Source organism: Zhenhengia yiwuensis (genome assembly GCF_014384995.1).
In the GTDB taxonomy this organism is placed as follows: Bacteria; Bacillota; Clostridia; order Lachnospirales; family Cellulosilyticaceae; genus Zhenhengia; species Zhenhengia yiwuensis.
Genome location: NZ_JACRSY010000025.1, coordinates 1 through 22,278 on the forward strand (window position 1 = coordinate 1; position 22,278 = coordinate 22,278).

19 protein-coding genes, 1 tRNA gene and 1 rRNA gene are annotated in these 22,278 nt (G+C 34.4%); 12 read left to right on the top strand and 9 right to left on the bottom strand.

The genetic code is table 11. From position 1 onward, the window contains the following. From H8718_RS14115 to dnaA, 8 genes are all read right to left on the bottom strand, one after another. Positions 1–321 (bottom strand): 16S ribosomal RNA (locus H8718_RS14115); the annotation flags it as partial. Between the two features lie 217 nt (positions 322–538). Continuing rightward, positions 539–631: transfer RNA gene (locus H8718_RS14120), tRNA-Ser, on the bottom strand. Positions 632–1,162: 531 nt separating this feature from the next. Beyond that, positions 1,163–3,670: a DNA gyrase subunit A gene (gene gyrA, locus H8718_RS14125; RefSeq protein WP_249333373.1), complete on the bottom strand. Its 2,508-nt coding sequence runs from the start codon at positions 3,668–3,670 to the stop codon at positions 1,163–1,165. Positions 3,671–3,692: 22 nt separating this feature from the next. After that, positions 3,693–5,597: a DNA topoisomerase (ATP-hydrolyzing) subunit B gene (gene gyrB / locus H8718_RS14130; protein ID WP_249333374.1), complete on the bottom strand. Its 1,905-nt coding sequence runs from the start codon at positions 5,595–5,597 to the stop codon at positions 3,693–3,695. Positions 5,598–5,684: 87 nt separating this feature from the next. Continuing rightward, the gene (gene recF, locus H8718_RS14135; protein ID WP_249333375.1) at positions 5,685–6,755 is read right to left on the bottom strand and encodes a DNA replication/repair protein RecF; all 1,071 of its coding nucleotides are present in this window, start codon (positions 6,753–6,755) and stop codon (positions 5,685–5,687) included. Between the two features lie 29 nt (positions 6,756–6,784). Further along, positions 6,785–6,991, bottom strand: coding sequence for a S4 domain-containing protein YaaA (gene yaaA, locus H8718_RS14140; RefSeq protein ID WP_249333376.1), 207 nt, complete (start codon positions 6,989–6,991; stop codon positions 6,785–6,787). Between the two features lie 96 nt (positions 6,992–7,087). Next, entirely contained in the window at positions 7,088–8,194 is a 1,107-nt protein-coding gene (gene dnaN, locus H8718_RS14145; protein ID WP_249333377.1) for a DNA polymerase III subunit beta, read from the bottom strand. A gap of 247 nt (positions 8,195–8,441) precedes the next feature. Then, complete coding sequence (dnaA, locus tag H8718_RS14150) at positions 8,442–9,788, bottom strand: chromosomal replication initiator protein DnaA (protein WP_249333378.1); 1,347 nt, start codon at positions 9,786–9,788, stop codon at positions 8,442–8,444. Between the two features lie 590 nt (positions 9,789–10,378). Between dnaA and rpmH the strand changes: the two genes are divergently transcribed. From rpmH to noc, 10 genes are all read left to right on the top strand, one after another. Continuing rightward, positions 10,379–10,513, top strand: a complete 135-nt coding sequence (gene rpmH, locus H8718_RS14155; RefSeq protein ID WP_053982802.1) for a 50S ribosomal protein L34 — start codon at positions 10,379–10,381, stop codon at positions 10,511–10,513. 57 nt (positions 10,514–10,570) lie between these two features. Then, positions 10,571–10,918 (top strand): ribonuclease P protein component, encoded by a 348-nt coding sequence (gene rnpA / locus H8718_RS14160; RefSeq protein WP_249333379.1) that lies wholly within the window; start codon positions 10,571–10,573, stop codon positions 10,916–10,918. Between the two features lie 186 nt (positions 10,919–11,104). Beyond that, a complete protein-coding gene (gene yidD / locus H8718_RS14165) occupies positions 11,105–11,353 on the top strand; it encodes a membrane protein insertion efficiency factor YidD (protein ID WP_334299088.1) in 249 nt (82 codons plus the stop codon). Between the two features lie 27 nt (positions 11,354–11,380). Then, positions 11,381–12,550, top strand: a complete 1,170-nt coding sequence (locus H8718_RS14170) for a YidC/Oxa1 family membrane protein insertase (protein ID WP_249333380.1) — start codon at positions 11,381–11,383, stop codon at positions 12,548–12,550. Positions 12,551–12,570: 20 nt separating this feature from the next. Next, positions 12,571–13,335 carry an RNA-binding cell elongation regulator Jag/EloR gene (gene jag, locus H8718_RS14175; RefSeq protein WP_249333381.1) on the top strand — a complete coding sequence of 255 codons (765 nt, stop codon included), beginning with the start codon at positions 12,571–12,573 and terminating at the stop codon, positions 13,333–13,335. Between the two features lie 105 nt (positions 13,336–13,440). Then, a complete protein-coding gene (gene mnmE / locus H8718_RS14180; RefSeq protein WP_249333382.1) occupies positions 13,441–14,823 on the top strand; it encodes a tRNA uridine-5-carboxymethylaminomethyl(34) synthesis GTPase MnmE in 1,383 nt (460 codons plus the stop codon). Between the two features lie 121 nt (positions 14,824–14,944). Beyond that, complete coding sequence (gene mnmG / locus H8718_RS14185; protein WP_249333383.1) at positions 14,945–16,828, top strand: tRNA uridine-5-carboxymethylaminomethyl(34) synthesis enzyme MnmG; 1,884 nt, start codon at positions 14,945–14,947, stop codon at positions 16,826–16,828. Positions 16,829–16,845: 17 nt separating this feature from the next. Continuing rightward, positions 16,846–17,568: a 16S rRNA (guanine(527)-N(7))-methyltransferase RsmG gene (gene rsmG, locus H8718_RS14190; protein ID WP_249333384.1), complete on the top strand. Its 723-nt coding sequence runs from the start codon at positions 16,846–16,848 to the stop codon at positions 17,566–17,568. A gap of 50 nt (positions 17,569–17,618) precedes the next feature. Further along, on the top strand, positions 17,619–17,747 hold the full coding sequence (locus tag H8718_RS20635; RefSeq protein ID WP_283246234.1) for a hypothetical protein: 129 nt from the start codon (positions 17,619–17,621) through the stop codon (positions 17,745–17,747). A gap of 79 nt (positions 17,748–17,826) precedes the next feature. Next, positions 17,827–18,627 (top strand): nucleoid occlusion protein, encoded by an 801-nt coding sequence (noc, locus tag H8718_RS14195; protein WP_249333385.1) that lies wholly within the window; start codon positions 17,827–17,829, stop codon positions 18,625–18,627. A 348-nt stretch (positions 18,628–18,975) separates the two neighbouring features. On the opposite strand, the gene H8718_RS14200 is transcribed toward noc, so the two are convergent. Further along, positions 18,976–19,152 (bottom strand): hypothetical protein, encoded by a 177-nt coding sequence (locus H8718_RS14200; RefSeq protein ID WP_249333386.1) that lies wholly within the window; start codon positions 19,150–19,152, stop codon positions 18,976–18,978. 174 nt (positions 19,153–19,326) lie between these two features. On the opposite strand from H8718_RS14200, the gene argS reads away from it, so the two are divergent. After that, positions 19,327–21,036 carry an arginine--tRNA ligase gene (argS, locus tag H8718_RS14205; protein ID WP_249333387.1) on the top strand — a complete coding sequence of 570 codons (1,710 nt, stop codon included), beginning with the start codon at positions 19,327–19,329 and terminating at the stop codon, positions 21,034–21,036. Positions 21,037–21,346: 310 nt separating this feature from the next. Beyond that, a complete protein-coding gene (locus H8718_RS14210) occupies positions 21,347–22,243 on the top strand; it encodes a diacylglycerol/lipid kinase family protein (protein WP_249333388.1) in 897 nt (298 codons plus the stop codon). Positions 22,244–22,278: the final 35 nt, after the last annotated feature.

Genomic DNA, 22,278 nt, shown 5'->3' on the forward strand with positions numbered 1-22,278 from the left:
TCCCAGTGTGGCCGTTCACCCTCTCAGGCCGGCTATGGATCGTTGCCTTGGTGGGCTGTTATCTCACCAACTAGCTAATCCAACGCGGGTCCATCCTATGCCGATAAAATCTTTGCTAGCCGGTTCATGCGAACCAACTAGGTTATGCGGTATTAGCGTTCGTTTCCAAACGTTATCCCCCTGCATAGGGCAGGTTACCCACGCGTTACTCACCCGTCCGCCACTAACTTCATGGAGCAAGCTCCAATCTGTCCGTTCGACTTGCATGTGTTAAGCACGCCGCCAGCGTTCATCCTGAGCCAGGATCAAACTCTCAATAAAAAAGTTTGTCTCTTGACATTTGTACTGTTAAGTAGTACTGACTTGTCACTTTATGTGACTTTATGAATCGACTGGTTTAATGGTTACTATTTTATTTTCAACGTTCAATCTGTTTGTGTTTATTTCCTAAGCACAAGAGATATTCTATCATATCACTTTACTTATGTCAATAACTTTTTTCAAGTTTTTTTAGCTTGTCCATTTTAAAGATTTAAAATGGCGGAGAAGGAGGGATTCGAACCCTCGCGCCGGTTAACCCGACCTATACCCTTAGCAGGGGCACCTCTTCGGCCAACTTGAGTACTTCTCCGAATTATAAAAAAGTTATTTGTTTACCGTTGTTCGCTTGCGTTCCCTAACGGCAAGATTTATATTATCAATAAATGTGCTATATGTCAACCCTTTTATTTATATTTCTTTGTTATTATCTTTTCTTTTTATGCTAATCCCTTATAAATACTAGATTTTATCTCATTTTCATCTATCAAGAAATTATGTCTTTTAGCTTTCTAGCCTTAGCTCATAGCTGAGTTTTATCTTTTTTATCTTACCTATATACTCCTCATTATATACGCCATATCCTATTTTCTTCTTAATTAAAAATAAAAAAGAGGTAGTACCTGGAATATAGGTACTACCTCTTTTGTAGTTGAAATATTAGTTCATAGATAAAAGCTTGAAAATATCTACCCGTATTTACCCCCATAAGATGTTGTTATTTGCACTTATTTATATAGATTTAAAATTCTACATGGGTTAATAGAGTATTTCTACTGAGAAAATGTAATATTTTCTATATCATCATATCATCTATTCCTTGTATTTACAATATATTAAATACTTATTCTTCTATTTGTACTGCCACTTCTTCAGTATCTTCTTCAACTGCTCCATCTTTAACTTTTGCAAGACATACAACTTGTACACCTTCATCTAAGTTAATAAGTTTAACCCCTTGTGTATTTCTTCCTACAGAAGAAATTTGAGCAACATTAATACGGATAATAACCCCCTGTGAGTTAATGAGTAATAATTCCTCATCTTCATGCACTGAGGTAATCCCTACAACATTTCCTGTTTTTTCAGTAATCTTATAGACTTTTATACCTTTACCACCACGTTTTTGAGCTCTAAACTCTTCAACAGGCGTACGTTTACCAAGTCCATTTTCAGATGCTACTAAAATTTGTTCACCTTCTTTTGGTACAGTTGCACCAATAACAACATCACCCTCAGATAAGTTAATGGCTCTAACACCACGTGCAGTTCTACCCATAGGTCTTACATCTGTACCATCAAACATAATACCTTTACCAAATTTAGTACATACTAAAATTGAGTCCTCTGGAGTTGTTTCATATACGCCTATTAATTCATCATCTTCTGCTAATGTAAGCGCAATGATACCACCTTTTCTAATGTTCTTGAAGGCTTCTAAATCTGTTTTCTTAATCTGACCATTTTTAGTTACCATCGTTAAGAAGACATTTTCTGTTTGATCTTGTACTGGGAATACAGCACTAATTTTCTCATCTTTATCAAGTTGAAGAAGGTTGATAATTGCCATACCTCTTGCAGTACGTCCTGCTTCTGGTATTCTATAAGCTTTGATTTTATAAGCTTTACCTTTATTAGTAAAGAACATAATTTCACTTAAGTTACTTGTTACAAAGAGTTGGTCAATAAAGTCTGCATCAATTGTATTAACACCTACAATACCTCTACCACCTCTATTTTGTTGTTTGTAAGTATCTAATGGAATACGTTTGATATACCCTAAATGAGTCATAGTTACAATAACCTGTTCTTCATCAATGAGATCCTCAATATCAAAGTCATCATCTGCACTTACTATTTCTGTTCTTCTAGCATCCGCATATTTATCACGAATTTCAATGATTTCTGCTCGGATTACTTCATATAATTTATATTCACTCTCAAGAATACCTCTAAAGTATGCAATCTTCTCTAAAAGCTCTGCATATTCTTGCTCAAGTTTTTCTCTTTCAAGCCCTGTTAAAGCACGAAGACGCATATCCACGATAGCTTGAGCCTGAATTTCTGTAAGGTCAATTGCCTCCATTAAACGCTCTTTAGCTTCTTGGACAGTTTTAGACTCCCTAATTAAACGTGTGATAAGATCAATCTTATCTAACGCTTTTCTAAGTCCTTCTACAATATGCGCTCTTGCTTCTGCTTTATTTAAGTCATACTGAGTACGTCTAGTTACAACATCTTTTTGATGCTTTAAGTACTCTTCTAACATCTCTTTTAAGTTAAGCACTTTTGGCTTGTCATTTACAAGCGCAAGCATATTCATGCTGAATGTATCTTGTAATTGAGTATATTTATACAGCTGATTTAAGATAACGTTTGGATTAACATCTCTTCTAAGCTCAATAACAATACTCATACCATCTCTATCTGATTCATCACGTAAGTCCGTAATCCCATCAACTTTTTTGATTTTTACAAGCTCTGCAATTTTCTCAATAAGCTTAGACTTATTAACCATATATGGAATCTCTGTAACTACAATACGAGATTTCCCACCCTGCATCTCTTCAATCTCCGCAGTTGCTTTAACTTTAACCTTACCTTTACCTGTACGGTAAGCTTGATCAATACCATAACGTCCTTGAATTGTAGCACCTGTTGGGAAGTCTGGTCCTTTAATGATTTCCATTAACTCGTCAAGCTCTGTCTCACGTAATTCTTGCTCTTCATTATGACCCATGTAGTTATCAATCATCTTAATAACGCCATCAACAACTTCACCTAAGTTATGAGGTGGGATGTTTGTTGCCATACCTACAGCAATACCTGATGATCCATTTACAAGTAAGTTAGGAAAACGTGCAGGAAGTACAACTGGCTCTTTTAAAGACTCATCAAAGTTAGGCCTGAAATCAACCGTTTCCTTCTCGATATCTGCAAGCATAGACATCGAAATCTTGCTCATTCTGGCTTCCGTGTAACGCATAGCCGCAGCACTGTCACCATCAATGTTACCAAAATTACCATGTCCATCTACAAGTGGGTAGCGAATTGAGAAGTCTTGTGCCATTCTAACCATGGCATCGTAAATTGATGAGTCACCATGAGGGTGATATTTACCCATGGTATCCCCAACGATACGTGCTGACTTTCTATATTGTTTATCTGGTCCTAAGTTCAGTTCATCCATTGCATAAAGAATTCTTCTATGAACTGGTTTTAATCCATCTCTAACATCTGGTAGGGCACGAGATACAATAACGCTCATGGCGTAATCAATATAGCACTTTTTCATCTCGTCCTGAATATCAACAGAGATGATTTTATCAAAATTGTTATCTAAGTTATCCATCTTTCTCCTCCTCTACCCTTTTCTATATATCTAAATTAGTAACTTTAGTTGCATACTCATGAATGAATTCACGTCTTGGTTCAACTTTATCACCCATTAATGCTGTAAAGATTTGATCGGCTGCTGCTGCATCTTCAATATCTACACGTACTAAAGTTCTAGTCTCTGGGTCCATTGTTGTTTCCCATAACTGATCAGGATTCATTTCCCCAAGACCTTTATAACGTTGCATTCTTGAAATACCTGTTCTACCTATTTCTTCTAAAATTTTCTCTAACTCTCTATCATCGTAAGCATAATGTTTCTTTTTATTTTTCTCTACTAAATAGAGTGGTGGCTGCGCAATGTATACAAAGCCATTTTCAATAAGCGGTCTATAATATCTATAGAAGAATGTTAAAAGTAACGTACGAATATGAGCCCCATCAACATCGGCATCAGTCATGATAATGATTTTATGATAACGTAACTTGTTAACATCAAAGTCTTCACTAATACCTGCACCAAATGCAGTAATCATATTACGAATTTCATCACTTTCAAGCATTCTATCAATTCTAGCTTTTTCTACATTAAGAATCTTACCTCTAAGTGGAAGGATAGCCTGTGTCTGGCGTGATCTTGCACTCTTAGCAGAACCACCCGCAGAATCCCCTTCGACTAAGTAGATTTCACATTTACTTGCATCTTTTTCAGAGCAGTCTGCTAGCTTACCTGGAAGTGCTGTACTTTCAAGTACACTCTTTCTTCGTGTAAGTTCTCTAGCTTTTCTAGCTGCATCACGTGCTCTAGCAGCCATAGTTGCTTTTTGAATAATCATTTTAGCTACATTTGGATTTTGCTCTAAGAAGTAAGTCAGTTGTTCACCAAATATGCTTTCTACAGCTCCACGTGCTTCACTATTTCCAAGTTTCGTTTTAGTCTGGCCTTCGAATTGTGGCTCACCAATTTTAACACTAATAATAGCAGTAAGACCTTCTCTTATATCTTCACCACTTAAATTATTATCTGCCTGTTTAAGAAGCCCCATTTTTCTACCATAGTCATTTAAAGTCTTGGTAATAGCTGCTCTAAATCCTGATAAGTGTGTACCACCTTCAGTTGTATTAATGTTATTTACAAAGCTAAATACATTCTCTACATAACTATCGTTATGCTGGAATGACACTTCTACATTAATACCATCTTTCTCACCTTCCCCATAGAAGACTTCTTCATAGATAGGTGTTTTATGTTTATTCAGATGACTAACAAACTCTTTAATACCACCTTCGTAGTGGAATACTTTATGATGTTTTTCATCTTCTCTTAAATCTATTAATTCAATACGTAATCCTTTTGTTAAAAAGGCTGTTTCCTGTAATCTTTGTTTGAGTATATTAAAGTCATATACAGTTGTTTCAAAAATTTCTGCATCAGGCTTAAAGTGTACAAGTGTACCTGTCTTGTTTGTATCTCCAACTATAGTTAAAGGACTTACGACATGTCCACGTTCAAATTTTTCTTCATGAATTTTGCCTTCTGTGTGTACTTTTACTACAAGCCATTCAGATAATGCATTAACTACTGAAGCACCTACACCATGTAAACCTCCGGAAACTTTATAGCCTCCTCCACCAAACTTTCCTCCTGCATGAAGTATAGTAAATACAACCTCAACTGCTGGAATTCCTTTTTGAGCATGTATGCCGACAGGAATACCACGTCCATTATCTAGAACAGAAATTGAGTTATCTGGATGAATAGAAACGACAATCGTATCACATGCACCAGCTAATGCTTCGTCAACGGCATTATCTACTATTTCATAAACTAGGTGGTGAAGACCTTTTGAGGAAGTACTACCAATATACATACCTGGTCTTTTTCGTACTGCCTGCAGCCCCTCTAATATTTGTATTTGATTTTCATTATACGTTGCTGCCATAATAAGATCTCACTCCTTTAAATTTTCGAATATGCATAATAAACCAACTTTCATTATACCTCAAACAGTTCTCAAAGGCAAACCTTGTCAATATATGTTACCTTTTACCACATTATATAGTTTACCAACTTTTTGACTATTCCATACACTTTGTTCTACTCCTGTACAGGTAATTAAGGTCTGAATATTTTCTGTATAAGAAAATAGATATTTTTGTCTACTATCATCTAGCTCAGAAAGAACATCATCAAGTAACAATATAGGCGCTTCCCCTAAATTCTCCTGCATAAGACGAAGCTCTGCAAGCTTCATAGAAAGCACAACTGTACGTTGTTGTCCTTGAGATCCATATACTTTAACATCCATCCCATTAATCAAAAACTTTAAGTCATCTCTATGTGGTCCGACTGAACTACTTTGAGTCATAATATCCTTTTGTCTATATCTCGCTACTTTTTCTTCTATATTTGCTTCAAGCACATTAGGTTCATAAACAACTTCAAGGTCCTCTTTACCACCTGATATATTTGCATGTATCTTTTTTGCTACTTCATTAATTTCTTGAATGAACTCACTTCTTCTTTGAATAACTTCTTTTGCGTATTCTATATATTGCATATCCCAAATATCTAGCATATCTGGATTAGGATTTTGCTGATACTGCTTCAAGGCGTTGTTTCTTTGCTTTAAGACTTTATAATATTGCTTTAAAGCATAGTAATAAAGCTTATTAAATTGACATAATTCAATGTCAATAAATCTTCTACGTTCTTTAGGGCTCTTTTTTATAAGTTGGAGATCTTCTGGAGAAAACATAACTACCGTCAAGGTCCCAAAAAGCTCACCTAGCTTGGCTACTGGTAATTTATTAATGGCTACAGCCTTACCTTTTTGAGTAATATGAAAGTCAATCTTATCGTTAAACGTACGTTTTTGTACATCAAGTGTAATATGAGCTGCCTCTTCATTCCATTTAATCACTTCTTTTTCTTGAGAAGTACGATGTGACCTTGCTGTTGCACATAAGTAGATTGCTTCTAGTACATTAGTCTTTCCTTGTGCATTATCCCCTTTAAAAATATTAATCCCTTTATCAAGTTGAATATTAACTTCACCATAATTCCTAAAATTGTTTAAAGCGAGTTCCTGAATATACATGAGGTTCTCCTTTATAAAAATATCTATCTCTAAATGATTTGATAATTTTGTCCATCGAATTCTACTTCATCACCAGGACGTATTTTTTTACCTCTTTGTGTGCAGATTTCGCCATTTACAAGCACAAGTCCTTGTGCAATAAGCATTTTTGCCTCGCCACCGCTGTCTACCATATCTGCAAACTTCATAAGTTGATCTAGCTTAATAAATTCTGTTGTAATTTTAATTTGTTTCACAAGTATTTCTCCTTTTATTTTAAAAATAATTTTATTATAGCAATAAATCGCTCTTGCTTCTACTTGAAACAAAGAGCGATATTTTCTATGTCTTATCTACGCATTTAACCTAATTGGTAAAATAAGATATTTATAATGATCACCCTCTATTGGATGAATAATACAAGGTGTAAGTGAAGAAATAAAAGTAATACTTACTTCATCATCATCGATAGACTTTAATGCTTCAATGAGATATCTAGGATTAAATGCAATACTTAAATTATTTCCTTCAAGTTCGATTGCAACTTCTTCAAGCGCAGTACCAAGCTCTGCTCTTGATGTAATGATCATATTATCTCCGTCTATTTCAATTTTTATTGGATTTTTCTTCCCTTCACGAGAAATTAAAGCAGCACGTTCAATACTCATAAGAAATTCTTTGCGATCTACTTTAATCTTTGTTTCATAGTCTGATGAAAATATTTGTTCATATTTTAAGAATTCACCTTCAAGTAGATTAGAAACAACTTTACTTTCACCTAAATCAAACAAAATGTGTTTATCTTCAAAATAGATGCTCATTTCATCTGCTTCATCAGTAGAAAGAATCTTGCTAATTTCATTAAGTGTACGCCCAGGAACGACAACCTCTCTTTCTCCATTCTCATTTGAGAGGGTAGTTTTTCTATATGAAATACGGTATCCATCTACAGTAACCATGTTAAAACTGCCATCTTTAATTTGAAGCATTTCACCAGTAAGGATAGGTCTGGATTCTTCTTGAGCAACAGAGAAGATTGTTTGTCTAATCATATCTTTAAAAGCTACTTGAGAAATTGTATATTTATTCATTAATTCAACTTGAGGAAGATCTGGGAATTGATCTCCTAGTTGACCTGCAATTGAAAACTTAGATTTTTCACAAGTGATATTAGTCATATGATTAGCACTAGTTGAAATTTCAACGGTTTCATTAGGCATTTTTCTGATAATTTCAGAGAAGATTTTTGCTTCAAGAGCAATAGCTCCTTCTTCTAAAACTTCTGCTTCAATTGTACTTTCAATACCAAGTTCTAAGTTATACCCAACTAAAGTAACTTCTCCATTATAAGCTTTTAATAAGATACATTCGAGAATTGGCATTGTTGTTTTAGTTGAACATGCTTTAAGTACAGTGTTAATGCTGTTTAAGAGTACGTCTTGCTTACAGCGAATATTCATTGTGGATAATCTCCCTTCGAAAATCTTTTATAATAATTAAAGTAATTTAGCAATGATAGTAATAGGACATGTGGATAATGTGTATAACCGCCAAAAACCTATATATTGTGGATAAAATCCCTTGTATATAGGCCTGTGGATTAGTATAGTGGATTAAAGTAAGTTATCAACAGTATCAACACTCAAAAAAAAATAAAAGAACTATCCACAAACTATCCATATGGTAGTCACATGGAGATGTGAATAATTATTTCCCTGTAATCTTGTTCTCGAGCTCAGTAATAATCTGTGAGAGCTCCATATCTTTAGTAAGGTCTTTAGAAATCTTCTCAAAGCCATGAATAATCGTGGTATGGTCGCGTCCACCAAACTTCTCACCAATCTTTGGTAGAGAAAGATCTGTTAGTTTACGGCATAAATACATGGCAATTTGTCTTGGATAGGCAATGTTACGTGTACGCTTAGCTGATTTAAGCTCATCTACCTTGAGGTGGAAGTAATCTGCCACAATTTCCTGGATATAGTCAGCTGTAATAATCTTAGGCTTGTCCTTAGAAATCAGGTCCTTAAGTGCTTCATTTGCAAGCTCTACTGTAATAGGCCTATTGGCTAAAGAAGAAAAGGCTAATATACGGTTAAGGGCCCCCTCCAGCTCACGGATATTGGATACAACTGTCTTAGCTATAAATAGAAGAACATCTTCTGGGACAGATAAGCTTTCAAGTTCAGCTTTCTTCCTTAAGATAGCAATACGTGTTTCAAGATCTGGACTCTGAATATCTGCAATAAGTCCCCATTCAAAACGTGAACGTAGCCTGTCTTCTAATGTTTCTATCTCTTTAGGTGGGCGATCGCTAGAGATAATAATTTGCTTATTAGCTTCGTGAAGTGTGTTGAAAGTATGGAAGAACTCCTCTTGAGTACGTTCCTTGCCTGCAATAAATTGGATATCATCTATAAGTAAAACATCTATATTTCTATATTTATTTCTAAAAGCTTCATTTTTATCATCACGAATAGAGTTAATGAGTTCATTCGTAAACTTCTCTGAAGAAGCATAAAGTACCTTAGCACTTGGGTTTTGCTCTAAAATGTAATGAGCAATAGAATGCATAAGGTGAGTTTTCCCAAGGCCTACGCCTCCATATAAAAATAGAGGATTGTATGCTCTAGCAGGGGCTTCCGCAACAGCCAGTGCAGCAGCATGTGCCATACGGTTGCTATTACCTACGACGAAAGAATTAAATACATATCTAGGGTTAAGATTGCTTCTTATATTTAAAGGATCTTCGATAGCAGCTTCTTTCTTTGCAGAAGGTTGTTTAGGGGCATATTTTCCGTCTTCAGACACGACAACAAAGTCAAGGATATACTCCTTATTAAGAACCTGAAGGACACTATTCTTAATAAGTTCAAGATACCTAGTGCTGAGAATTTCTTTATTAAAGTCATTTTTTACGCCAATCACCATGGTATTATCAAAGATATCTATAAGCTTGGTCTCCTTAAACCATGTGTTAAAGCTGACAGATGAAGTTTCAGGTTCGATAATACTTAGGATGGCGTTCCATTGGGCATCATAATGGTGCGTCATTTAAAACTCCTCCTACAAATACACAATTTATACACAAGTTATTTTAGTATTGTCAACATGTGAGTAATCTAATCAATTCTTATAAACAATATGGGATTAATTTAAGTAACTCTAGAAATAAAATGATAGAAACATAGTCATCTAAAGATGTTATCCACATAAAAATAAGTATAAATTTGTTAAAAAACAAAGAAAAAATAAGAAAAATATGAGTTATACACAGAATTATCAACAGAATGTGTATAACTTTAATCTTTCAACAACTTATACACAACTAAAATAATAATATCAAAATAGCTGTTGAAAAGCAACAGATTTAGAAAAATATCCACAGGCCAGTGTATAAAATTTCGGTGGATATTTTGGTGAAGAAGTGACAAAAAAGTACAAAACATGACTTAAAAATTACCATTAATAGAGGGTTGACGAGATTTTATAAATCTTCTATACTATGAACAGTGCTTATTTGTTTATTTAACTCTATATAGAGTTGTGTGTGCGAATTTTTATTTTATATTTATATTTTTAGTGCTTTAAAAAAATTGTGCATATTATGTGGCTACTTTATTAATATAAGGAGGTGCGACATAATGAAAATGACATACCAACCAAAAAAACGTCAAAGAAGTAAAGAACACGGTTTCCGTAAAAGAATGAGAACTAAAAACGGTAGAGCGGTAATTGCTAGAAGAAGAGCAAAAGGTAGAAAAAAATTAACAGCATAATACAAGGCCGCCTCGGTGGCCTTGTTTTGCCTTATAAGGAAATTAGGAGTATCAAGGATGAAATATACAGTATCTCTTAAGAAAACACCTGAGTTTAGAAATGTTTATAGAAGAGGAAAGTCTGTTGCTAATAGATTTCTTGTTCTATATAAATATAAGAATGGTAAAGATATTAATAGGTTAGGTATATCAGTAAGTAAAAAAGTAGGAAATAGCGTAGTAAGAAGTAGAGTTACACGACTCATTCGTGAGAGCTACAGATTAAAAGAAGAATTCATTGATCAGCCAGGCTGGGATTTCGTTATTATTGCGAGAAGCAATGCAAATAACGCTACTTATAATGATATTACTGATTCACTAGAACAATTGCTCAAACAACAAAAAATTTTTAACAAAAATTCATAAATGTCCTATCTTAATATGTTAATATACTATTGAGTTATATGACATAGATGAGTGAAGTATAGAAATACATGTTTGATACTTTCCTATTAGAATAACTACCAGCTAAATATACATTTCTATGGCTGAGGTGTATATTTTTATATAAAAAACTAAGGGTATAAGGGTAGTTGAGGAGTTTTTAGAGGTATGAAAATGAAAAACATATTAAGAGATAGTGCACTAGGTACTATTAGGGTTTATCAGAAGTATATTTCACCATTATTCGGGGCTAAGTGTAGGTTCATACCAACTTGTTCAGCTTATACTTATGAGGCAATAAGTGTACACGGGTTTTTTAAGGGTACATTTCTTGGTATAAAAAGGATATTAAAGTGTAATCCTTTTCATAAACCGATGTATGACCCTGTACCACCTAAACGAAAGAAATGTCAATAAGTCAATAAAATACTTAGGAGGAATCCAATGGGAATTATAAACAGCTTTTTTGGTATGATCCTCAATTTAATCTTTGAGGGGATTGCGCTTCTTACACCTGTAGGGACATTAGGTCTTACGATTATTGTATTTACAGTGGTAACAAGGCTTTTACTTACTCCATTGCAGATTAAACAAATGCGAACTACTCGCGCAATGAGTAAGATTCAACCAGAACTTACAAGAATTCAGAAAAAATATGCTAATAAAAAAGACCAACAGTCTCAAATGGCATATAGTCAAGAGTTACAGGCAATTTATAAGAAGTATAAAATTAGTCCATTTGCAGGATGTTTGCCACTTCTTATTCAATTACCACTTATCTATGCACTTTACAATGTACTTAGACAACCAAGTAGATATATCTCAAAACTTAGTGAGATGTACACACAGTTAGCAGATGTTTTAGCGCAAAATGTAGCTAATGTAGATACAGTTATTAACGAAGTAGTAAACAAAGTTCCACTTAGTTCAACAGCTATGTATGAACTTCAAAAATTAGGAGATACAGCAACTCTTGCAGATAAGCTTTCTCACTTTACAACTGACCAGTGGAATGCGATGCGAGAACTTATTTCTCCACAAGTATATGATTTACTTTCTAACTTACTTGAAGCAAAACATGGGTTTGAATATTTTATTGTTAACTTAGTAGATTCACCATCTCAACTTGTAGCAAACGGTCAATACCTTGCCCTTTTAATCCCAATTGCAGCTGGTGCATCAACATTTATTTTCAGTAAAATCACAATGGCAGCAAGTAAACCAGCTACACCAGCAAATGGTGAAGCAAACCCTGCAGATAGCATGATGAAAGTTATGAACATTATGATGCCAATCATGATGGGATGGTTCTCATATACTGTACCAAATGGTTTAGCTTTATACTGGATTTCTGGTAATATCATCATGATGGTTCAACAAATTTGGGTTAACAAAATTGTTGATAAACAACAAGCTGTTTTAGAAGAGCAGCTTAGAAAAGACCGTGAAGCAGCACTTGCCGCTCAAGGTGTTAAGAAGAAAAAGAAGAAGAAAAAACCAAAACCAGAAGTAGCAACAGGTGAAGTAGAGCAAAAAGCTATTGACGAAAAGCCTAAGAAACCTAAAAAAACAGCGAGCGAAGATGAGACAACAAACAGCACGAAAGAGGATTAATAAATCTGGGGGTAGATAATATGAAGAGTGTAGAAAAGACTGGCAAGACCGTTGATAATGCTATAACAGATGCACTTATTGAACTGGGAGCAACTACAGATGAAGTAGAGATTCAAGTTTTAGAGAGAGGCTCTAAGGGCTTTTTAGGACTTGGTGCTAAAGATGCCCGTGTAAGAGTAAGCCTTAAAGAACTACCAGAAGCCCAAGATATATCACAATCTGCTGATACAGGAGCTATTGAAGAAATCATTCCTGAGGATAAAGAAGAAATAAAAGTAGTAGTAAATGAGAATAAGCATAAAGGCGCTAGTATAGAAGAAGCAACTGAAAATGCTAAAGTATTCTTAAACTCTGTACTTACTGAAATGGGACTTGATGCAACTTTAGAAACTAACGTTGTTGATGATAGAGTTTATATTGAGATTTCAGGTGAAAAGATGGGTATGGTTATTGGTAAAAGAGGCGATACTTTAGATGCTCTCCAATACTTAACTAATATCGTTGTGAATAAAGGTCATCATGATTATGTGAAAATCATGTTAGACACAGAGAAGTATCGTAGCAGAAGAGAAGATACACTGAGAAAGGTAGCTTATAAATTTGCTAAGAAAGCAGTTCAAACAAAGAGACCTGTTATCCTTGAACCTATGAATCCATATGACAGAAGAATTGTCCATTCTGCATTACAAGATAGTAGGACAGTAAAAACACATAGTGAGGGTAAAGAACCATTCAGACGAGTTGTTATTACACCACTTTCTTCAAACAAAACTTATAATAAATAATCACATAGACGGCAGAGCACTCTTAAAAAGAAGGCTCTGCCGCTTGTTTATGTAGAGAATTTAGAGTATATTAATTTTTAGAGTCAAACTGAAAGGAGCTTTTTTATGATTTACAATGATACAATAGCAGCAATTTCTACAGCACCTGGAGTAGGTGGCATTGGTATTATCCGTGTAAGTGGATTAGATGCTGTGGAGATAGTTGATAAAGTATTTAAAGCTGCAAGTAAAAAAACACTCAAAGAGGCACCAAGTCATACGATTCATTATGGCCATATCTTAAACAAGGATGGAAGGGTCATTGATGAAGTACTTGTGATGCTAATGAAAGCTCCAAAAACTTTTACAAGAGAAGATGTTGTAGAAATTAACTGCCATGGCGGTCCTGTACCTCTTGAAGCAGTTTTAATGGAAGTTATACGTAATGGAGCAAGACTTGCAGACAGTGGTGAGTTTACAAAGAGAGCCTTCTTAAATGGGCGTATTGACCTTGCTCAAGTTGAAGCAATTATGGATATTATTGAAGCTAAGACTGAAGTATCTTTATCTCAAGCTGTAAATCAACTTGAAGGTAAACTCTCAAAACAAATTAAAGAATATCAAGATATGCTTATTCAAATAATCGCTAGAATAGAGGTTTCTATTGATTATCCAGAATATGATGAAGATGAGCCATTAGCAGAGGACTTTAAGGATGATATTAGGGCACTTAATGATAAACTTAAACAGCTTCTTGCTACAGCAGATACAGGTAAGATGATTCGTGAAGGGGTTAAGACCGCTATTGTAGGACAACCTAATGTAGGTAAATCCTCCCTTCTTAATGCCTTATTAGAAGAGAATAAAGCTATTGTAACGGATATCCCTGGTACAACGCGTGATATTGTAGAGGCTTATCTTAATATTGAGGGGATGCCATTCTTATTATTAGATACAGCAGGTATCCGTGAGACAGAAGATATAGTAGAGAAAATTGGTGTAGAAAGATCTAAAGAGTCTATCGCGCAGGCTGATGTAGTCCTAATGCTTATTGATAGCTCAAGAGAGTTAGATCAAGAGGAAATTGCTCTTATGAATGAACTTAAAGGTAGACAAGTTATCTTTGTTCTGAATAAGACAGACCTTACCCCTGTTATTACCCAGGAAATACTTAAAGCTTATACAGGTGACCAGCCAATCGTAAGCATTTCTGCAATGAAGCAAGATGGTTTAAATGAGCTTCGTCAGGCTATGAAGAACTTTATCGTTAATAAAGGTATAAGTATTGGACAAGAGGCAACAATCTCTAATCAGAGACAAAAACAAAGCCTTGTAAAAGCTATTGAGAGCTTAGATAAAGTAGGTGATACCATTGATATGGGTATGCCAGAAGATTGTATTGCAATTGATTTACATGATGCTTATGGGCACTTAGGTAACATTGTAGGTGAAGCACTTAAAGATGAGATTATTAATGAGCTCTTTACAAGATTCTGCCTAGGTAAATAATAGGATATAAATTAGGAAAGATGTGTTATAACACTTTTTATTTAAAAAGGTGTATAATAGGATTTGTTTTTCGAATAGAAATTAAAAATTAATTTTATAGATAGAGATCAAGGAGGTTCACATGACTTATATTGCAGAATCAATCGATATAGCTGTAATTGGTGGTGGACACGCTGGATGTGAAGCTGCACTTGCAGCAGCACGCATGGGTAAAAAAACAATCATGTTTACCATGAGTTTAGATAGTATAGGCATGATGCCTTGTAACCCAAACGTAGGGGGAACATCTAAGGGGCATTTAGTTAGAGAGATTGACGCACTTGGTGGAGAGATGGGCAAAAACATCGACAAAACTTTTATTCAATCTCGTATGCTTAATACTGCTAAAGGACCAGCTGTACACTCATTACGCGCACAAGCTGATAAAAAAAGATACACAGATGAAATGAAAAAGGTGTTAGAAAATACACCAAACCTTATGATTAAACAACAAGAGATTGTAGAAATCTTAGTTGAAGAGGGTAAAGTAGTTGGCGTTGTGACCAATAAAGGGGCACAGTATATATGTAAAGCCATCGTACTTGCAAGTGGTACCTACTTAAAATCACGTTGTTTAACAGGAGAGTGTATTGAATACACAGGTCCAAATGGTCTTAAGTCTTCTTCAGACCTTAGTGAAAACCTTAAAGCATTAGGCATTGAGCTTAGAAGATTTAAAACAGGTACACCTGCACGTGTTGATGCACGTACAGTAGACTTCAGTAAAATGGAGCCACAATATGGAGATGAACATATCGTACCATTCTCTTTCGAAAATAAAGAGGCAGATATAAAACGTGACCAATATCCATGTTATTTAACTTATACAAATGAACGTACACACCAAATTATTCGTGACAACTTACATCGCTCACCAATGTATTCAGGTGTTATTGAGGGTACAGGCCCTCGTTATTGTCCATCTATTGAAGATAAGGTAGTAAGATTTGCAGATAAGGACCGCCATCAAGTATTCCTTGAACCAGAAGGTGAAGATACAACAGAGATGTATGTACAGGGGATGAGTTCTTCTCTTCCAGAAGAAGTACAGCTTGAGATGCTTCGTTCTATTGCAGGTCTTGAAAATGTAGAGGTAATGCGTACAGGTTATGCTATTGAGTATGATTGCCTTAACCCACTTGAACTTAAACATTCACTTGAATTTAAACACATTGAAGGTTTCTTCAGCGGTGGTCAGATGAATGGTAGCTCAGGATATGAAGAAGCGGCTTGCCAAGGCTTAATTGCAGGTATTAATGCAGCACTTAAAGTAGATGGCAGAGAGCCACTTATTATTGATAGGTCAGAAGCTTATATTGGTGTTCTTATTGATGACCTTGTAACAAAAGGTACAAGAGAACCGTACCGTATGCTAACGTCAAGAGCTGAGTATAGACTTCTTTTAAGACAAGATAATGCAGATCTTCGTCTTACTGAAAAAGGACATGAAGTTGGTCTTATTTCAGATGAACGCTACAATCGTTTCTTAGAAAAGAGAAAAGCGATTGATACAGAACTTGAAAGACTTAAAAATACTTACGTAGGAACAAGTCAAAAAGTACAAGAAATCATCGCTGCTAAAGAAAGTACACCACTTCGTTCAGGTATTGCACTTTGTGAGCTTCTTAAACGTCCAGAATTAAGTTATGAGGACTTTAAAGAAGTAGATGATACAAGACCAGAACTTCCAGAAGAAGTTATCGAACAGGTTATGATTGAGCTTAAATATGAAGGTTACATTTCAAGACAGCTTAAACAAGTCGAACAGTTTAAAAAACTTGAGAAAAAACGTATCCCAGATGATATTAACTATGATGATGTTTATAGCTTAAGACTTGAAGCTAAACAAAAACTTGAAGCAGTACGTCCTGTATCTATTGGTCAAGCATCTCGTATTTCAGGAGTATCACCAGCAGATATTTCAGTACTTTTAGTGTATTTAGAACAAAGAAGAAATAGAAATTAACACCGAAGAGGTTACGTATGGATATTAAACAACAATTAATTGAAGGTGCTAAAGTTTTAAATGTAGAGCTGACAGATAAACAAGCTGACCAGCTTATGCGCTATAAAGAGCTCCTCGTTGAGTGGAATGAGAAAATGAACCTAACAGCTATTACAGAAGATATGGAGGTTATTACAAAACACTTCCTTGATTGTCTTACTGTACAAAGCAGCATTGACCTTGCACAAGTAAAAAGCTTAGTAGATGTAGGAACAGGCGCAGGCTTCCCTGGACTTGTACTTAAGATTGCATTCCCAAATGTACACATTACACTTATTGATTCTCTCAATAAACGCCTTAAGTTCTTACAACATGTTATTGATGAATTAGGGCTTACTGGTATTGAATGTGTACATGGTAGGGCCGAAGACTTAGGCAAAAATAAAGCTTATCGTGAACAATTTGAAGTATGTGCATCACGTGCTGTAGCTAATTTAGCAGTACTTAGTGAGTATACACTTCCATTTGTAAAAAAGGGTGGCTATCTCATTGCCTTAAAAGGTCAAAAGCTTGATGAAGAGCTTGCAGAAGGAGAAAAAGCCATTACGATTTTAGGGGGTACAATTGATAAACTAGTAGATGTAGTTGTACCTTATACAGATTTAAATCATCGTATTGCTAAAATCAAAAAAGTGAAAGAAACACCTAAAAAATATCCTAGAAAAGCTGGAGAACCAACAAAAGCACCACTTGGTAAATAAGTATTAGGTAGAGCAGTTAAAATATAAAGATAAAAGAGGCATATTTGAGAATGAATTTATTTTCAGATAAGCCTCTTTTTGCTTTGAAGGAGATTGAAAATACTAGGCATATGGGTAATTTAGTAAGGGAGAAAGCCTATGATAAGCAAGATAGGCTTAAAAAAATTCCTCACGGATAATGTAGTTTTTGGTAAAATAATGTGATATACTATTATGTACGATTGTATAATGATTAGTTCAAGAGGGGAGTATTACCAGATGCAAAAAGAGTTAACCATACAATACATAGCCGTAGATCGTGTAAGACCCAATCCATATCAACCAAGAAAAGTTTTTACACAATCAGCATTAGAGGAACTTGCTCATTCTATTGCAGAACACGGTTTAATGCAACCTATTACAGTACGTATTATAGGTAACTCCTATGAGCTTATAGCAGGAGAGAGAAGATTGAAGGCATCAAAGTTAGCAGGGCTTACTGAAATCCCAGCTGTAATTGTAGAAGTAACAAATAAAAATAGTGCTGTACTCGCGCTTATTGAAAATCTTCAAAGAGAGAATCTTAATTTCTTGGAAGAGAGCGAAGCTTTTCAAACAATTATGCAAGACTATGGCTATACACAGCAAGAGCTTGCTAAAACATTAGGGAAGAATCAATCTACCATTGCCAATAAACTAAGAATCCTTAAACTTTCACCAGCTATTAAGAAAAAACTAGTTGAGTACAATTTAACAGAACGTCATGCGAGAGCACTTTTAAAGCTACCTACAGAAGAGCTTCAAATGGAAGTTCTTGAAAAGGTAGGAAAACAAGAACTTAACGTTAAAAAAACAGAACAGCTTATTGAACAAGTTCTCGTTAATTTGACACAGGAAAAAGTAGAAGAAAAGAAAAATAATCAAAAGTTTAGAGCATTTGTCCGTGATATTAGACTCTTTACAAATACAATTACTCAAGCAGTCGATATGATTCAGCAATCAGGAATCGATGCTAAATATACTATGAAACAAGAGGATGATGGATACGAAATCCGTATTAAAATTCCTATGAATAAATAAAAAGTAAAAAAGATAGTATGCCTATACACATACTATCTTTTTTTCCTTTTATGCTTTACTTTGATAATGATCAAGCGGATAAAATAAATAAAAACTGCGAGGCATATAGCATAAAACATTAAATCAAACAATAAAGGAAATGGTCCTAATAAGACTTCTCGATTAACCATGTAGATTCCCCCCTTACAATGATAGTTATAATATAATGAAAATTAATGAAAGTGGCAATAGATAATAGATAAGCTGTCACTTCTAACCTACCAACCGTCATATTTTATTGTTAAAAGAGCAAACAGAGGTCAATTAGGCAAAATTTCGCAAAAAAATCTCCCCCTTCGGGGGAGTACACTACATATCATCTACATCAATTTCTTCGCCATAACGTGGTGTATTAATAGCGGCATAGCCATCATGTTTATCTTCAGTTTCAATAAAAGTACCATCTGGTATAGGTTTGGTACTTTTCAGAATAGGAATATGAGTGATGGGTTCCGCACTACTTTTAGATTTTTTAGTTTTAGGCATAGTAAAACTCCTTTCAAGTTAAAAAAGAAATTAATGTTATTATATGTGATGAAAAAGTTTAAATACGCCTTAACTTGTGAATGCTTTAAGAGACCTTGCTATCTAATGTATAATTATGTACAATAGAGTGTATTGAGATGAGGTTGAAATAAAGAAAATAAAAGGAGAATGGATATGAGCGATTTTAAATTAAAAATAGCTAAGCTATTAAGTGGGCAAATTACTTGTTTAACACAAGATGACATATACAGCATGTTAGAAGTTCCTGCAAATACAGATATGGGAGATTATGCTTTCCCATGTTTTAAACTTGCTAAAGAGCTTAGAAAAGCACCTCCTATGATTGCAAAAGATATTGTAGATGCTATCGGTGAAGTAAGTTTCTTATCAAAAGTTGAAAATGTAAATGCCTATATTAACTTCTTCGTAGATAAAACAATGCTTGTTAAAAGCGTACTTGATAATGTACTTACAGCTAAAGAAAACTATGGTTTAGCACAAGCACATGATAAAGGAAATGTAGTTATCGACTACTCTTCACCAAACATCGCGAAGCCTTTCCACGTAGGTCACCTTCGCTCTACAGTAATTGGACACAGTTTATACCGCATTTTTGAAGCATTAGGCTATAACTGTGTAGGTGTAAACCACTTAGGAGACTGGGGAACTCAATTTGGTAAATTAATTGTAGCTTACAAAAACTACTCAAGCAAAGAAGAAGTAGAAGAAAAAGGTATTTCAGAACTTCTTAGAATCTATGTATTATTCCATGATGAAGCAGAGAAAAATCCAGAGCTTGAACAAGAAGCACGTGATTACTTCACAAGAATGGAACAAGGAGATGAGGAATCTCTTGCACTTTGGAGCTGGTTCAAAGAAATTAGCTTAAAAGAGTTTGAAAGAGTATATGAAATGCTTGGTGTAACTTTCGATAGTTACAATGGAGAAGCATTCTATAATGATAAAATGGCTGCTATCATCGAAGAATTAGAAGCAAAAGGTCTTATTGAAGTAAGTGAAGGTGCTAAATTAGTGCGTTTAGATGAAGAAAATATGGCACCATGCCTTATTACTAAAAAAGATGGTAGCTCACTTTACGCAACACGTGATATTACAGCAGCTGAATATCGTAAGAAAACTTATGATTTTAAAAAATGTATTTATGTTACAGCACTTCAACAAAATCTTCACTTTGCTCAATGGTTCAAAGTTATTGATAAAATGGGTTATGACTGGGCAAAAGACCTTGTACACGTACCATTTGGTATGGTAAGTATGGAATCAGGTTCCCTTTCAACACGTAAAGGTAACGTATTATTCCTTGAAGATATCCTTAAAGAAGCAGTCAACAAGACAAGACAAGTCATTGAAGAGAAAAATCCAGATCTTCCAAACAAAGAAGAAGTTGCAATGCAAGTAGGTATCGGAGCAGTTATCTTCGATGATATGTACAACAATATCATTAAAGATATCCAGTTCTCATGGGAACGTGTATTAAACTTCGATGGAGAAACAGGTCCATACGTTCAATATACACATGCTAGAGCATGTAGCGTTCTTAGAAAAGCTAATGTAGCAGTAAATCATAGCTTCTCTGATATTGATTACACTGTATTAACAGATGATGCATCAGTTAACGTTATTAAAGAGCTTGCAGATTTCAACTCAGTCATTGAAGAAGCAGCCAATAAATATGAGCCATCTTATATCGCAAGATATGCAGTAGATTTAGCCCAAGCGTTTAATAAATTCTATCATGATAATGCAATCTTAGTAGAAGATGAAAAGGTAAAAGAAGCAAGACTTGCTATTGTATTAAGTGTTAAATACGTATTAAGTAATGCATTATATTTACTAGGTATTAAATCACCAGAACAGATGTAAAATAAAAATAAGAAAAGGATTAATAGGGAACAAGTTTTTCTATTAATCCTTTTCTTATGCGATTAAAAATGTGGATAATATTAAAGAACTTCATATTGTGGATAAAAATATAAAATATAATAATATAAGTTATACACAGATGAAAAATAAAGAAAAAAACCGAAGTTATCAACAAGGTTGTGGATAAAGTAGAAGTAGACCAAATACTTATAAATAAAGGTTTACATAGCACGTTATAATAGAATTATCCACAAGTAAAAGGATAAAAAATTTATATAAATAAGTAAGAGATTAAAGAAAGGGTAGAAAAATGGAAAAAGCTATTTTATTATATAATCCTAAAGCAGGAAACAGGCAAATTAATAGTCGGATAGATTATATAGCCGAGCGAATGCAAAAAATGGGATATGAATTAAGATTATTTAGAAGCCCTGCTAAAGGGAGTATTACAGAGTATATAAAGAATTACATTTCAGAGAGTAATACAGATTTGATTTTAATTTCTGGTGGAGACGGTACATTAAATGAATGTATTAATGGGTTAGCACAAAAACAACTTAATATTCCTATAGCTATTTTACCACTAGGAACAGCTAATGATTTTGCCTATAGCGCTCATATTCCAAATGATGTTGCAGGGGCACTAGACTTAATTGAAAATGGTGAATTACGATATGTGGATATAGGTAAAGTAAATGAACTTTATTTTGTAAATGTATGCAATATGGGATTATTTAGTGGTATTTCACACATTGTAGATTTAGAACTCAAAAAGAAATTTGGTAAATTAGCTTATTATGTAAAAGGAATAGAAGAACTTCAAAATTATCAAGCTATGCAGTTAAAAGTAAAAGTTCATGATAAAACCATAGAAAATGAATATGTTCTTGTCCTTATATTTAATGGGAAAGCAGCAGGTGGTTTTACAAGACTTGCAAAAGAAGCCAATATTGAAGATGGTGTATTTGATTTCATAGGGATTAAGAAAGTTGAAATGCATGAAATTCCTATGTTGTTTTTAAAAATTTTACAAGGGGAACATCTCAATGATCCTAATATTGATTACTTTATTAGTGATGAGCTTTATATTGAATGTAAAAATGAAGATAAACAATTTATTACAGATATAGATGGAGAGGAAGGACCTGATTTTCCGCTTCATATAGAAGTTAAAAAAAACCTAATACGCATTTACTTACCTAAATAAAAAAAGAGGTGATAGACAATGATGGATTGAACATT